The following is a 13,364-nucleotide window of genomic DNA, read 5'->3' as shown; positions in this document are numbered from 1 at the left end:
GGTGCGCGCGGGCGCGCGAGGCAAAGGCCTTCATCGCGTCAGTAGTTCAGCGACCAGTGTGCCCAGTCGGTCTGGCGCTTCCTCGGGCGCCACATGGGCGGCACCGGGAATTCGCTCGACCACCAGCTTGCCGTCGGTGGCGGCATCGAGCGATGCAACGAGACGGTCGGTACGCGCCGTGGACAGCCAGGGATCGAGGCTGCCAACAGCCAGCGTGACAGGGCACCGAATGGCGCCGGGTTGGAGCGCGAGGGCGCAATCGCCGCGTGACGCCTTCAGCGCGACCAGCTGAGCGCACGCCGAGTCGCGCCCTTCGCGAGAGCGAAAGCCCTTGAGGTACAAATCGAGCGATCGCGCACCGATGTCGCGGTGCGCGTATGCGGGCAGCAGCGCCGCGTGCAAGGCCGACGCAATCCATCCCGGGGACAAATGCCGCCACAACGGCACGAGCGCCGCCACACGCGAAAGGCGCGCGGTGACCACGGCGTCTCGAGCGGTGGCCGCGAGCAGGGTGGGATTGACCAGTGCCAGACGGGCCACGCGGTGAGGCAGCTGTTGCGCAACACGGGCGGCGACGGCGGCGCCCATGCCGTGCCCGACCACCGAGGCAATCGGAACACCCATGACATCGAGCAGCTGCGCCAGACGCGTGGCATGCGCCGCGACGGTCATTGGCACACGCCCCGGCGGATCGCTGCGGCCGTGTCCCAGCAAGTCAAGGACCAGAACTCGATGCCCCTTCGGCAGGCGCGGAAGCACATCCTGCCACAGGTGCGATGTCGTGAACGCCCCGTGCACCAGGACAATCGGTTCGCCTACACCTCGCGATCCGAAGGCGTAGCAATACACCCGTACCCCGTCGAGATCGACAAACTCACCGCGCATCAGCGGGCGACCGACGAGCGTTGGGCATGGTGCCGGGATTTGGCGGGCATAGGATGACGCAATCTCGGAACACGACCCGGTGCTGACAAGCGAGCGCCACCAACCGCGGGCGGCAACCACAAACGACAACGGGGACGCCTTGTGGCGTCCCCGTTGTTTCGACCTCGCGACGCGAAGTCGCCCGCCGACTCAGAGTCCGCCGCGTCCGCGACCCTGCGGCATCGCGGCCACGTTCGCATCAAACTTCGCCTTGTCCGCGTCGGTTGAGAGCAGGGCCTTGAGCGCCGCATTGCGCTCAGCCGTCAACTTCGCCCGCTGCTCGCCCATGGCGGCCATGTCACCGCCGCCCGCACGGGCTGCCGTCATCATTTCCGTCTGCTTCGTGGTGAAGCTCATCAGGATGGTGTCAGCCTTTGCCGACTGTGCCGGCGTCAGCGTGATCTCCTTGAACAGCTGATCCTTCGTACGAGCCAAACGCTGCTCAGGCGTCATCTGCTGCCCGCCGCCGCCGCCACCACCGCCGCCCTGCGCGTACACGGGAGCTGCGATCGCAAGCGAAGCTGCGGCCACGAGAATGCGAAGGGAAGTCTTCATCGGTTTGATCCTATGGTCGGGTCGTCCGGCACGGATACCCACGCGGTCGCGTGGGAGCACGTGCTTCGGAAGTGAGACGCAATACCCCGGCAAAACGTTCAGTAACGGAATTGTGGTGATCTCCGTCACCTCGCGAAAGAGCGTATGGCAGAGTCCGTTACAAAGCAATGGAAAATGACGCGCCAGACTCTAGCGGAACGCAGGTTCGCTTGTAAGATAGCCCGCTGTGACGGCCCCCTCTTCGACTCCGGCTCCCGACTCACCCCTGAATCCGCTCCCCTCGGCCCCTGCCGCTGTGGGAGCGCTCGGTCCTGCTGCCGGACTGTCAGCCGGGGAATCGTTGGTAGGTTCGCTTCCCGCGCCGCCGCCGCCCCCCCCGCCCCCTCCGCCAGCGTCGTTCGCGATCGGGTGGTTGCTCGACAAGGCGTCGCCACCGGTTCAATACCGCGCGATCGTTGACGTGGCGGATCCGGAGAGGCGTGCCTCCCTTCTGCGCGTGCCATATGCATCCAAGCAGGGCTGGCACCTCCTGCTGATGCAGGATTCCGACGGGACGTGGCCGTCGGGAATGCTGACCGTGCCCAAGGGGCTGGAATTGGTCGGGGTGGGGACCATCCCGGCCTATCGCCGTCTTATCGAGCTGGGATGGGACCCGGAAAGTCCGGGCATGTCGGCCACCAAGCGATTGCTCTTTCGCCTGCTGGCCGAAGACGAGGATCCGAGCCTGCTGGCGGAATTGATGCCGGCCGAGATGGACGAGGATTTGATTCGGCGCGGTCGCCTGCTGTTGCGCGAAGCGGCAGCGGCGGCGCTGGCGCAGGCAGGCTACGAGAACGATCCGCGACTGCGCGGTGCGGCGCGTCGGTTGATTGATCGCGTCGGGAGCTATCTCAAGTCACCGCTCGCGCAGAAACCCTGGATGCGACTGGGTAACCAGCATGTATTGCCGGCGGAAGTGGCGGCGCCATCGTTCCACACGTTGCTGATGCTGGCGCATATGCCGCTGTTTCGCAGTGAAAATCACGAAGTGATGGATCGGCTGTTCACCTACCTCATGCAGCCCTGGCCCAGGCAGGTGGTGGTGCAGCAGGTGGGCGCTCATCTGGTGGAGCAGCCGCAATTGGTGATGGGCGACTTCCTCGCCACGCGCAACACCATGGACGCCGACATGCCGTCGGCGCTGGCGTGGCTCGAAATCATGGCCCGACTCGGCTTCCTCAAGAAGCACGAGGGCTGGCTCCGCCTGTTTGATCGCTTGCTGGATGATCGGGACCGCAAGGGGATCTGGCATGCGCCGCGGTCGGTGGTCATGCCCGAGCACGTGCCATCGTGGTCGTGGCCGGTGATGCCGCTGGACGATCACGCGGACTTCACGCAGGCCGCGTCGGTGGATGTCACGTTCCGACTGGGGCTGATTGCCCGACTGTCCGGCAGGGGCGTCGAGCTGATCTGAGGGGAGATTGCCCGCGCGGGCCATGGGCCGATTAGCTTTCGGCCAAACACATGACCGCAATAGACCTCGAAATCTCCCTCGCCGAACCGACGTTCGCCGAACTGGGCCTGGCCCAACCGCTGCTCGACGCCCTGCATGATGCCGGCTATGAGCGCCCGACGCCCATTCAACGTGATGCGATCCCGATTGCGCTGAAGGGGCGCGACCTGATTGGTCTGGCCCAAACCGGCACGGGCAAGACGGCGAGTTTCACGCTCCCGATCGTCAATCGGCTGCTGGGCGGCCCGCGCCGCACGCGCGTGCTGATCCTGACGCCGACGCGCGAGTTGTGCCTGCAGGTTGAGGAGAGCTTCCGGAAGTACTCCAAGTACGCGCCGGTGGACGTGATTCCGGTGTTTGGCGGCGTCGGGTATGAGCCGCAGGAGAAGGCGTTGCGCCGTGGCGTTGACGCGGTGGTGGCCACGCCCGGACGACTGCTCGATCATCTCGAAAAGCGCAACGTCGATTTCTCGTATCTCGAAACGCTGGTCCTGGACGAAGCCGATCGCATGCTGGACATGGGCTTTGCACCGCAGATCAATCGGATCATCGAACAGATCCCGCGGTATCGCCAGACGTTGCTGTTCAGCGCCACCATGCTGCCGGAGGTTGAGGCGCTGGCCCGAAAGTACCTTCGCAAGCCGGTCGTCGTGCAGGTGGGACGACGGTCTTCGGCGGCCACTACGGTCACGCACGCGGTGTACCCGGTGCCGCGGCAGCGCAAGAACGAACTGCTGGTGCACCTGCTCAAGGAGCGCGACCACGAGTCGGTGCTGGTATTCTCGCGGACGAAGAGCGGTGCGGATCGCGTGGTGCATGACCTGCAGCGGGCCGGGATTGACGCTGGCGCGATGCACGCCGACAAGTCCCAGAAGGACCGGATCAAGGCGCTCGAGGATTTTCGGAGCGGCAAGCTGCGGGTGCTGGTGGCGACCGACATCGCCCAGCGCGGCCTCGACATTTCCGGCATCACGCACGTGATCAACTACGACGTGCCGCAGCAGCCTGAGGACTATGTGCACCGCATTGGCCGAACCGGTCGCGCGGCGTCGACGGGCGACGCCTACACGTTCATGTCGGCCGAAGAGATCGGCATGGTGCGCACGATTGAACGCATGATCGGACAGGAGATCCCGCGCGTGAGTGTGCCGGGATTCGACTTCGGCACGACGGCCGCCAGCTGATCATCGTTTGACGCGCCCGAGTCGCGATACCGTGATGGTGTCGTGGCTGGCTCCCCGGGAAAGGATGACGCGCAGGTTGGCCGAGCCGTAGCCAAGCCCGGACGGCAGATAGGCCATTGAGTCGCGCGTGGCATTGAGCTGCACGGAACGACTGGCGTGCAGGTCGAGGCGCGCGAGGGTATCGGTGTCGGCATACACGATGATTCGGGACTTCGCCGCGTCGAGTTTCACGGCGGTTCGCGTGCCAGTCGCCATGGCGCGGTCCCGGGCAAGCGCGAACAACTCGGCCACTTCCCGCGATGCGCCATGCACGGTCGCGCTGTCGATCAGACGCGCGCCGCCGACGCCGGCGACCGACAAAAGGAGGCCGAGTATGGTCAGCACGACGACCTGCTCGATGAGGGTGCTGCCACGTCGTAAACGCATGCGGCAACATTGTGCGGGACCGCGACAGGTACATAACCTTCGTGACGCACCATCCGTCTTTCCAGCGCGTGTCTTCAACCCGCGATGCCGATGTCCGAGCCTGCCCTGCCATCCCGCCTCCCCAGTGCGCGTCATCGCCGCCGGGCCATCGCCCGTCTGGTGGCACTGCAAACGATTGCGATCACGGGAATTCTGGTCACCAGTTGTTCCATCGGTATCCCGACGACGAGCGCTGGTTTAAACTCGGGACAGGCGATCATGGACCTTGAGTCGGCGGTCCTGCAATTGCGCGAGGACAACGCGCTGTTGCAGGCACAAATCGACTCACTGGGCGCCGTGACCGCGTATCAGGACACTATCCTTCGTCAGCTGGCGACCCTGTCGAACGTCACCATGCGTCCGCCGGGTTTGACCGTTCCCTGACGTGTCATTGACCAAACACCCCTCTGCTATGCGCATCGCGCTTTCCACCGGTGGTGGCGACGCCCCCGGCCTGAACGCCGTCATTCGTGCCGCCGTGCTCTCCGCGCGTACGCGCGGCTGGGACGTGCTGGGTATCAAACGTGGATACGCCGGCCTCATGGGCGATGATGACGTGATTCCGATGACTGCCGACACCGTCAAGGGAATCGGCGGTCTGGGGGGAACAATCCTGGGCACGACCAATCGGGGCAGTCCGCTGGCCTATCCGGTTCGGCAGGCCGACGGCACGTGGATCGAGGTCGATCGTTCGGACGAACTGATTGCCAATGCACGCAATCTCGGCATTGAGGCGCTCATCTCCATCGGCGGCGATGGATCGCTCAAGATCGCGTCGCAACTGGCGGCGAAAGGGATGCGCATCATCAGTGTGCCGAAAACGATCGACAACGATGTCCCGGGCACTGTCACGACGTTCGGCTTCGACACGGCCGTCAACACCGCGATGGAAGCGATCGACAAGCTGCACACGACCGCGGAGTCGCACGACCGGGTCATGGTGCTTGAGGTCATGGGTCGGGAAGCCGGGTTCATTGCGCTGCATGCGGGCGTGGCCGGCACCGCCGACGTGATCCTGATCCCTGAGATCGCCTGGGACATCGAAAAAGTGTGTGAGAAGATCCGCGCCCGGGACGAATCGGGACGACGCTTCAGCATCGTGGTGGTGGCCGAGGGCGCGAAGCCCAAGGGCGGGAAAGAGTCGATCATCGGCGCGTCGTTGCCCGGTCAGGAGCGTCGACTGGGTGGAATCGCCGAGCGGCTGGGCTTTGAAATCCAGAAGCGCACCGGCAAGGAGGTGCGGTCGATGGTGCTCGGCCACCTCCAGCGTGGCGGCTCGCCCACCGGCTACGATCGGCTGCTGGCGACCAGATTCGGGGCGGCGGCGGTGCAGGCGGTCGCCGACAAGCAGTGGGGCCACATGGTGGCGCTGCAGTCGCCGCATCTGGTGTGCATCCCCATCGACGAGGTGCTTCGCGAGACCAAGCGCGTCGACCCTCGCCATGACGTGGTGCAGGCGGCGAGGATGACCGGGATCTCTTTTGGGGATTAGGACTCAGTACTCAGTACCGAGTACCTGGTACCTGGTACTTGGTACTTGGTACTTGGTACTTCTGTACTGTCCCCTCTTTATGACGCCCCTGTCCGGCTTCCAGGCCGCTTCGCTGGTCGAATTGGTCCCTGCTGCCGATACTTACCTCTCAGAGAGGGGTATCAGCCCCATGGCACGGTCCGTGCCTTGTATGGCAGTGCGCATCCGGTTGCCAGGCATTGGTGACAGGGTCAAGCCTGAAGCACCCCGCGGGAGGAAGTCATGAATCGACGCACGTTACTGACAGTTTTTGGCGCCATGGGCATGAGTCTGACGGCCGCTGGGATCTCTCCGGCCGCCGCTGGTGCGCTGGGCGCACGCCAGAAGCAGGACAGTATTCCGCGTGCGTATCTGCCTCCCGCAAAGATGTGCCGGGTGTGGATTGACGGCGTTCCGCCGGCCCAGCAGCCGGCGCCCACCGACTGTCCTACGGCCATCCAGAAGAAGCCAGCCAACGGGCGCGTTATCTATGGCGAGGAAAAGGGGAAGCCGACCGACAAGGTGCCGGTCAAAGGCTTTGCCAAGCCGGGCCTTGAGAAGCGCCCTCCACTGATTCCACCGGACATCATCCCGGTCGATCCGCGAGAGGCACGCGCGGAGCGAGAAAGCAAACGCATTACCGATGCCCAACTCTATGGCGATCAACAGCCGGCCTCCGCGCCGGCTTCGTCGTATCCGGGAGGGCCACCGTCACAGCAGGGGCCGCTGGGGTCATACAGCGGGTACGTGACACCCGGTGGCGTGGTGGTTGGTCAGGGTGCGATGAACGACCCGCGCTACTTCTCGGCCAATCCGGGTCAGCGTCCACCGGGAACCGGTTCGTCGGTATGCCTCGATCGAGACGGCGACGGGTGGTGCGACGATTCGCGCTACGGACCGCCGGCGTGTCTGGACAAGGATTCAGACGGCCGGTGCGATGATCTGCCGGCGTTTGCCTCGCAGGCCTATCCACAGGTCCTGCCGTCCATGCGGTCGGCGCTCGACGTGATTCAAGGACGACCGAGCAGCGAAGTGATGACGTGGTTGGGCACCAATGAATTCACGGTGCGGGTTCCTGATCAGGGGCGCGGCGGTGTACCATGGCGCGCACTGTTCCTGGATCAGAGCAACGAACTGCTGCAGGTGTGGACGGACACGAATCGCGACGGGCGCGCGGATCGGGTGGAGATCTTTCGGAACGGGCAACGGGTGAAGTTGATTCAGCGGTGATGGGGTTCGGTGAGCTCGGCATGTCGCGGACAGCTCACCAGATGGTCGTTGACCATGCCGGTGGCCTGCATGTACGCGTAGCAGATGGTTGATCCGACGAATTTGAAACCGCGTTTGATGAGGTCCTTGCTGAGCGCGTCCGATTCGGCGGTCTTGGTGGGCACGTCGCGCATGGCCCGCCACCGATTGACGCGCGGAGTGCCGTCGACGAAGCGCCACACGTAGGTGTCGAACGTGCCGAATTCCGCCTGCACGCGCCGGAACGCCTGCGCGTTCGTCACGGTGCTTTCGATCTTGCCACGATGGCGTATGAGGCCCGCGTCTGTTACCAGGCGCTCAATGTCGGAGGGCGCGAACTGCGCGATCGCCGCAATGTCCCAGTTGGCGAATGCGCGCGCGTACTGGGTTCGTCGCGCCAGTACGGTGGACCAACTGAGTCCCGCCTGCGCGCCTTCCAGGGTGAGGAACTCAAAGCGCACGCGATCGTCGTGGACGGGAACGCCCCACTCCGTGTCATGATATTCGATGTCGAGCGGCTTGGTCGGCCACGGGCAACGCAGGTCGGTCACGCGTTCACCGCCATGCGTGGCGCCTCGGCGCGCAAAGCATCGGCGCGTGCCCGAAGCTGCTTTCCATGCTCGGTCTCGCCCAGGGCGTCCACGCTGTCGGCCTGCACGTGGAGCAGATCGCTCCACAGGTGCACCCGTTCCGAGTCGCCCATGAGCTGAGCGGCCGTGCGCGCGTCGAGTCGTTCGAACAGCGTGTGACGCGCGCCGAGCACGCTGGCGATCGCCGCTTGCGCGTCACGGGCCACCTCCTCGGCCGCCCCGCCGCCCTCCAGTTTCTCGCGCATGCGCCGCCGCGCCGCCGCCATCTGCTGGATCATCCGCAGCAGGTAATCTTCACGCGCTGAAGGCATCGGCTCAGGGCTCCGGAGCCATCAGTTCGCGGGCACGGTCCGCCTCGGGGCTTGGCACCAGCAGCGTGATACCGCCGGTGACGGCTCCCTGAAAGCTCATCCCGAAGATTCCAGGCGCATTGCTTTTGACCAGCACGGGAATTCCCGAGGCATCGAGTACCTGACGCGCCATGTCAGCCTCGAGACCTGTGCTGAATGTGCCGATGTCGATCCATTCCGCCTGACCGGTACGTTCGTCCGTCATGCCACCTGACCTGTGTGTGAGGCCGCGCGACCATCGCGCAGCGAATGTTCGAACGCAATGTGCTATTTTGCAGGGTGCGCACAACCCGCGACCGTTACCTCCCGCCAGATCGCGACGCTTTTGTCGCCGCCAAGCCGCCCACCGGTCGGGTGATCGTGATCGCGCCGACTCGCGCCGCCTGTGAGACAATCGAACTCGCGGTTGGCCTGCATCTCGAAACGTTCCTCGAGCGTACCCGCGGCGAGGAAGTTCGTTCGCTGGCCGCCAGCGGCAACGGCTTCGGGATCGTGGCCGGCACCGGCACGGGCAAGACGCTGGCGATTCGTCCCATCGCGGAAACCATACTCGGCACCACGACGCTGCGCGTGGGCGTCGTCAATCGGGAGCGGGAGGCCACGCCGGAAACGCCGACGTGGAACGTGGTGATCGTGACCACCGGCATTGCGCGTCGCTGGTTTCAGGATGGCGATATCCAGCTGCAGGATACCCTGATCGTCGACGAGATTCACCAGACCAGTGCGGAACTGGAACTGTGCCTGGCGTTGGGCAAGCGAGTCGGATGTCGTTTCATCTGGCTGTCCGCCACCGTCGATCCGACGTTCTACGCGCGCTATCTGCACAGCGCCGATGTGTTGCAGGTGTCGGCGTTTGATGCCGCCAAGGCCGCCAAGGTCGAGGTGAAACGCGCGCAACCGCTGGAGTTCCTCGACGACAAATTCCTGCAGAAGCTGGCCCGTTCGGAGCGTGGTGTGGCGATGTTCCTGCCTACGCGCGCCGCAGTCGAAGACGCTGCGGAATGGGTGCGCACGCGCTATCCGCGCATCGCCGCCGCCCACTATCATGGGGGCGAGCCCATACGCGTGATCCGGCCGTTTCTCGAAGGGTCCGTATCCAAACCGTATTTCCTGGCCATGACCGCGGCGGGGCAGAGCGCGCTGAACGTGCCGGGGTTGGATACGGTCATCATCGACGATACCCGGTTCACCAATCGGATCGATCGCGGACGCAACGTGCTGACGCGTGTGCACCTGGGATCGAACGAGATCTTGCAGATGGCGGGTCGGGTACACGGGCGCGTGGAACACGGGCGCGTGTTCATTCTGAGCGATCGCGACATCCGGTTTGAGGCGCTGCGTCCGACGGAGCCGGAGTTCCAGCTGGCGGGCGACTCGGAGCGGGTGGCGCTCACGTGCGCGGACCTCGGCGTGCAGGCGGACACGCTTGATCTCCCGGTGCCGCTCGATCGTGTGGCGTATCGCAAGGCCGTGGCCTTGCTGGAGTCACGCGGACTGGTGGAGAACGGCGCGTTGACCGCGTATGGTCGCGCGGTCGAGGCCTTGCCAGTGGAGCGGGAGTGGGGCGAGTTGATCGTCAATGGTGACGATGAACTGCTGCCGGCGCTGGCGGTGATGAGTGGCATCGAGTCGTTGCATCGCATGACACGCGAGGGACGGGATCTGGAGGGTCTTGCCGTGCGCGGCAGTGATCACCTGACGGCCTACAACGTGTATGCCGAGGGCTTCCGCGTAGCGGGCTATGTAGGCGAGGTGTACGGGCTGTCCCGGCACATGTTCGATCCGGAGCGGATTCCGCATTGGGCGGAACAGCGCGGCGTGCTCGTCAAGTCGCTCGAAGACGCGGCGCTGGCGATGGCGAGTGTGTATCGCAGCGTCGGGATGCCGCTGCCCATCACGCTGCCGCTGGCCCGTGACGGCACCGTCAAACGATTTGCCGACTTGCTCGCGCGGTTCATGCCGTTCGACCTGGTCATCGAAGAGCAGACGGTGGACGGTCACGAGGCGCGGGTATCGAAGACCAGCATGTGCGGCAGCTGGGGCGCGGTGGCGGGCACGCTGCGCTATTTCGCCGACCGGTTTGGGGTGCCCCGGGCGTCGATCGAAGGCACGCAATTGTCGATGGAGGTGATCACGCGGTATGCGGAGCGTCATCCGCCCGAGCTGGCGCTGAACGTCGAGCATAAACACGCGCCGGTGCAATTGCGGCGACGGGTCACGTATCACGGATTCGAGTTGTCGCATGAACGTGAACCGTTGGCCACCTTCACGCCGACGCTGGCACCTGCCGCGCGACATCTGCTGGCCGAGGCGCTGGCGCGCGGCGAGTTGCGCCATCCGGCCGTTCGACGCAATCAGCCGGTGATCGATGACATTCGCGGTGTGTGGCGTCGTCTGGGAGGAAGCACGCCACGGTTGGGGCAGGCGGAGCTGACATCGTGGTACGAGTCCCGGATGCAGGACGTGTGGGACTGGGAATCGCTGCGCGCCCTGCCGTTGCGTCTTGATCGCCAGGGGTTTGTCACTGATGCGCAATTGGCCGCTGCACAGGCGTTGCCCGACGACGTCGAGATCCGTGAACGGCGCGTGCCGCTGGAGTACGACGTGGAGGAGGCCGACGGCACGTTGCGGCCGGTAGTGCGCTTGCGCTTGCCGGAGAAGGTTGCGCGCACACTGGTGGCGGAAGAGCTGCCAACGCTGGATCGCCCCCTCCGTTTCGCCGTGACACGCGGCCAGCGTGGCGCCGTGCGTGCCGCCGATCTGGCGACGCTCCAGCATCGGCTTGACGATCCGTATACGGACGAGGAGCGCGAGACGGCGCAGCGGTTGCGCGACGAACAAGCCACGCGCCCTCGGCGCGGTGACGCGCGCAGCGCGCCCAAGCGAGACGGTCGGCCCGGCGGGCACCGCGGTGGCGGCCATCGCGATGATGGACGACGCGGTGATGGAAGTCGCGGCGGCGGGGGAGGTCGCGGCGGTGGCCGTCGTGGCGGCGGGCGAGGACGCTAGGGCGTCGCCGCCGCTGCCCCGTCAGCGGTTTGCGATCTCGGTGACATACTGCTCTTGTCGCGTCGGCTGAAAGCCGCGGGCGAGGTAGTTGGGCAACGCCGACTCGCTATCGAGGGTGCAGGTATGCAGCCAGACGTGCGTCGCCCCGCGCGACCACGCCAGCGCGGTGGCTTCGGCGACCAGCCATCGGCCGATTCCGTGACCGAACACCCGCGAATCCAAGCCGACATACGCGAGTTCGATCGATCCATCAGGATGGTGTTCGAGCTCCAGAAAACCGGCGTCGTCGATCACGCCGTGGGGCAATTCGGCGCGCACGCGGAACACCGACACGCGGCCGGTATCGAGTCGCGCCTGCAGATCCGCATCGCTCCAAGCATCGCGGTCGTGCCAGTGCCACTGACTGCCGATGTGCGTGTACAGCATGCGCCAGGCGTCGATGGTACACGGATCGAGCGCGATGAGCTGCGTTGGAAGTGCGGGTGGATCGCCACAGCGCAGCTGATCGGGGCGGGTCATCGCCAGATAGGTGCGCGTCACCGTCACCTGACCACGACCAGAAGGAAGACTGTTCGGTCCTATATCTGAAGACTGTCTGGTAGACTCCACGGGCATAAGAGAAATCAACAAGCACCATAAAGCATTGTCAAGTAAGCGTTTGCGGCGCATGCAGTGAGTCCATTGCAGTTAGGACCGTACGGTCCTATATTCGGTGCACGATGACAGAGCGGCGCACAAAGATTCTGGATTTCGCCTCGACGCTGATTGCTGAACGTGGCTATACCGCTACGTCGGTGGATGACGTCATCAAGGCCGCGAAGCTCAGTGGGAAGAGTCATTTCTACCACTACTTCAAGTCGAAGGAGGAACTCGGATACGAGGTGCTCAATCGACAGTTTGAGCGGTTTGCCGAGCGGGGGCTGGCCATTCTCCGTGAGCCGATGATCGACCCGCTGGAGCGGCTGAACCTCTTCATCGACGGCGTGGTGGCGCTTCAGGCGGAAAGTGGCGGTCGGCGCGGCTCACCCTTTGGGAACCTGGCCGCCGAGCTGGCCGATGCGCACGAAGGCTTTCGCGTTCGCATCGAGGCGGTCTTCGAGCGGTGGGCCAGTCAGATCCGCTCACTGCTGTGGGAGGCCCGGCCGCAGCTGCAGGACGATGTCGATGCGGTCCGTCTGTCGCGCTTCATCATCGCCGCGCTGGAGGGCGCCGTGCTGATGACGCGGGTGAAACGCGACATGTCGGTGCTGGAGGGCATCGCCGAGGATCTCAAGCGGTTCATCGCGATGCACGTGCGCGTGCATCCATGATCGCGGTCGCGGCGAAGTCTTCGGTGACAGGCAACAAATCCACGCGAGGAATCATGGTCCGGACGAACGACGAGACGATGCGACAGGCCCTGCACCCGCGATCGGGTGCCAGCGCGGACCACGACAGGCGTCGCGCGCAGTTCGAGCGCGAAGCCCTCGTGCACCTCGATGCCCTGTTCTCCTTCGCGCTGAAATTGTCGCGCAGTCGCGACGACGCGGAGGACCTCGTGTCCGACACCATGTTGCGCGCGCTGGAACGCTGGGAGCAGTATCATCTCGGCACCAACATCCGCGCGTGGCTGTTCACGATTCTCTACCATGTGTTCGTCAGCCGGAAGCGTCGCCTCGACGCGCGCGAGGTGCAGCAGCCGGAAGACACCGAAGGCTGGGCGATGTTCGAGGCCGTCGGGGAGGCGGATCCTGAAGGCCGCTTCTATGATTCCTTCCTCGACGAGGAAGTGACGCGCGCCATCCACGCGCTACCGGAGGAATACCGCTCGGCGGTCGTGCTCAGTGACTTGCAGGGTCTGCGCTACGCCGAGATCGCCGACCTGCTGGGCGTTCCGGAGGGGACGGTCAAGTCGCGCCTGTTTCGCGGTCGCCGTCAGCTCCAGCGCAAGTTGGCTGGTTACGCGGTCGAGATGGGATATCTCAAGGAGTCAGTGGTGCGTGCCGCACTGGCGCCGGCCACCGGCCATCTGGCCGTAGTCTCGACGGTCTGACCGTT

The 13,364-nt window shown here is 65.0% G+C and carries 15 protein-coding genes; 8 read left to right on the top strand and 7 right to left on the bottom strand.

Features of this window, described 5'->3' with window-relative positions; genetic code table 11:
• Positions 1–30: 30 nt before the first annotated feature.
• Entirely contained in the window at positions 31–885 is an 855-nt protein-coding gene (locus IPP90_02530; GenBank protein MBL0169593.1) for an alpha/beta hydrolase, read from the bottom strand.
• 189 nt (positions 886–1,074) lie between these two features.
• The gene (locus IPP90_02525) at positions 1,075–1,479 is read right to left on the bottom strand and encodes a hypothetical protein (GenBank protein ID MBL0169592.1); all 405 of its coding nucleotides are present in this window, start codon (positions 1,477–1,479) and stop codon (positions 1,075–1,077) included.
• 496 nt (positions 1,480–1,975) lie between these two features.
• Between IPP90_02525 and IPP90_02520 the strand changes: the two genes are divergently transcribed.
• Together IPP90_02520 and IPP90_02515 are read left to right on the top strand one after the other, a co-directional pair.
• Positions 1,976–2,932: a hypothetical protein gene (locus IPP90_02520; protein MBL0169591.1), complete on the top strand. Its 957-nt coding sequence runs from the start codon at positions 1,976–1,978 to the stop codon at positions 2,930–2,932.
• 50 nt (positions 2,933–2,982) lie between these two features.
• A complete protein-coding gene (locus IPP90_02515; protein ID MBL0169590.1) occupies positions 2,983–4,155 on the top strand; it encodes a DEAD/DEAH box helicase in 1,173 nt (390 codons plus the stop codon).
• Here the strand turns inward: IPP90_02515 and IPP90_02510 are convergent, their stop codons facing one another.
• Positions 4,156–4,581 carry a GspH/FimT family pseudopilin gene (locus tag IPP90_02510; GenBank protein ID MBL0169589.1) on the bottom strand — a complete coding sequence of 142 codons (426 nt, stop codon included), beginning with the start codon at positions 4,579–4,581 and terminating at the stop codon, positions 4,156–4,158.
• 90 nt (positions 4,582–4,671) lie between these two features.
• On the opposite strand from IPP90_02510, the gene IPP90_02505 reads away from it, so the two are divergent.
• The 3 genes from IPP90_02505 (at position 4,672) to IPP90_02495 (ending at position 7,360) form a co-directional block, all read left to right on the top strand.
• Positions 4,672–5,004, top strand: coding sequence for a hypothetical protein (locus tag IPP90_02505; GenBank protein MBL0169588.1), 333 nt, complete (start codon positions 4,672–4,674; stop codon positions 5,002–5,004).
• A gap of 28 nt (positions 5,005–5,032) precedes the next feature.
• Complete coding sequence (locus IPP90_02500) at positions 5,033–6,112, top strand: ATP-dependent 6-phosphofructokinase (GenBank protein ID MBL0169587.1); 1,080 nt, start codon at positions 5,033–5,035, stop codon at positions 6,110–6,112.
• Positions 6,113–6,373: 261 nt separating this feature from the next.
• Positions 6,374–7,360 carry a hypothetical protein gene (locus IPP90_02495; GenBank protein MBL0169586.1) on the top strand — a complete coding sequence of 329 codons (987 nt, stop codon included), beginning with the start codon at positions 6,374–6,376 and terminating at the stop codon, positions 7,358–7,360.
• Here the strand turns inward: IPP90_02495 and IPP90_02490 are convergent.
• Genes IPP90_02490 through IPP90_02480 form a run of 3 tightly spaced genes read right to left on the bottom strand, consistent with a single transcriptional unit; the run spans position 7,351 to position 8,523 of the window.
• On the bottom strand, positions 7,351–7,929 hold the full coding sequence (locus IPP90_02490) for a DNA-3-methyladenine glycosylase I (protein MBL0169585.1): 579 nt from the start codon (positions 7,927–7,929) through the stop codon (positions 7,351–7,353). The two genes, IPP90_02495 and IPP90_02490, sit on opposite strands and share 10 nt — an antisense overlap.
• On the bottom strand, positions 7,926–8,279 hold the full coding sequence (locus tag IPP90_02485; GenBank protein MBL0169584.1) for a hypothetical protein: 354 nt from the start codon (positions 8,277–8,279) through the stop codon (positions 7,926–7,928). The genes IPP90_02490 and IPP90_02485 overlap by 4 nt, the downstream gene beginning before the upstream one ends.
• Positions 8,280–8,283: 4 nt before the next feature.
• Complete coding sequence (locus tag IPP90_02480; protein ID MBL0169583.1) at positions 8,284–8,523, bottom strand: DUF2007 domain-containing protein; 240 nt, start codon at positions 8,521–8,523, stop codon at positions 8,284–8,286.
• Between the two features lie 74 nt (positions 8,524–8,597).
• Between IPP90_02480 and IPP90_02475 the strand changes: the two genes are divergently transcribed.
• Positions 8,598–11,327 (top strand): DEAD/DEAH box helicase, encoded by a 2,730-nt coding sequence (locus tag IPP90_02475; GenBank protein ID MBL0169582.1) that lies wholly within the window; start codon positions 8,598–8,600, stop codon positions 11,325–11,327.
• A 21-nt stretch (positions 11,328–11,348) separates the two neighbouring features.
• Here IPP90_02475 and IPP90_02470 read toward each other — a convergent pair whose 3' ends face one another.
• A complete protein-coding gene (locus IPP90_02470; GenBank protein MBL0169581.1) occupies positions 11,349–11,996 on the bottom strand; it encodes a GNAT family N-acetyltransferase in 648 nt (215 codons plus the stop codon).
• A 50-nt stretch (positions 11,997–12,046) separates the two neighbouring features.
• Between IPP90_02470 and IPP90_02465 the strand changes: the two genes are divergently transcribed.
• Both IPP90_02465 and IPP90_02460 read left to right on the top strand, forming a co-directional pair.
• Positions 12,047–12,637 carry a TetR family transcriptional regulator C-terminal domain-containing protein gene (locus tag IPP90_02465; protein MBL0169580.1) on the top strand — a complete coding sequence of 197 codons (591 nt, stop codon included), beginning with the start codon at positions 12,047–12,049 and terminating at the stop codon, positions 12,635–12,637.
• 53 nt (positions 12,638–12,690) lie between these two features.
• Complete coding sequence (locus tag IPP90_02460; protein MBL0169579.1) at positions 12,691–13,359, top strand: sigma-70 family RNA polymerase sigma factor; 669 nt, start codon at positions 12,691–12,693, stop codon at positions 13,357–13,359.
• Positions 13,360–13,364: the final 5 nt, after the last annotated feature.

It is taken from the genome of Gemmatimonadaceae bacterium, from assembly GCA_016720905.1.
GTDB lineage: Bacteria > Gemmatimonadota > Gemmatimonadetes > Gemmatimonadales > Gemmatimonadaceae > Gemmatimonas.
The sequence above is the reverse complement of the archived record's forward strand: the minus strand, read 5'-3'. Positions and strand labels throughout refer to the sequence as shown.

Bases quoted from the DNA above. Each gene is read 5' to 3' on its own strand.
- IPP90_02530 (MBL0169593.1), bottom strand. From the start codon at position 885: ATGCGCGGTGAGTTTGTCGATCTCGACGGGGTACGGGTGTATTGCTAC.
- IPP90_02525 (MBL0169592.1), bottom strand. From the start codon at position 1,479: ATGAAGACTTCCCTTCGCATTCTCGTGGCCGCAGCTTCGCTTGCGATC.
- IPP90_02515 (MBL0169590.1), top strand. From the start codon at position 2,983: ATGACCGCAATAGACCTCGAAATCTCCCTCGCCGAACCGACGTTCGCC.
- IPP90_02510 (MBL0169589.1), bottom strand. From the start codon at position 4,581: ATGCGTTTACGACGTGGCAGCACCCTCATCGAGCAGGTCGTCGTGCTG.
- IPP90_02505 (MBL0169588.1), top strand. From the start codon at position 4,672: ATGTCCGAGCCTGCCCTGCCATCCCGCCTCCCCAGTGCGCGTCATCGC.
- IPP90_02500 (MBL0169587.1), top strand. From the start codon at position 5,033: ATGCGCATCGCGCTTTCCACCGGTGGTGGCGACGCCCCCGGCCTGAAC.
- IPP90_02495 (MBL0169586.1), top strand. From the start codon at position 6,374: ATGAATCGACGCACGTTACTGACAGTTTTTGGCGCCATGGGCATGAGT.
- IPP90_02485 (MBL0169584.1), bottom strand. From the start codon at position 8,279: ATGCCTTCAGCGCGTGAAGATTACCTGCTGCGGATGATCCAGCAGATG.
- IPP90_02480 (MBL0169583.1), bottom strand. From the start codon at position 8,523: ATGACGGACGAACGTACCGGTCAGGCGGAATGGATCGACATCGGCACA.
- IPP90_02470 (MBL0169581.1), bottom strand. From the start codon at position 11,996: ATGCGCCGCAAACGCTTACTTGACAATGCTTTATGGTGCTTGTTGATT.
- IPP90_02465 (MBL0169580.1), top strand. From the start codon at position 12,047: ATGACAGAGCGGCGCACAAAGATTCTGGATTTCGCCTCGACGCTGATT.
- IPP90_02460 (MBL0169579.1), top strand. From the start codon at position 12,691: ATGGTCCGGACGAACGACGAGACGATGCGACAGGCCCTGCACCCGCGA.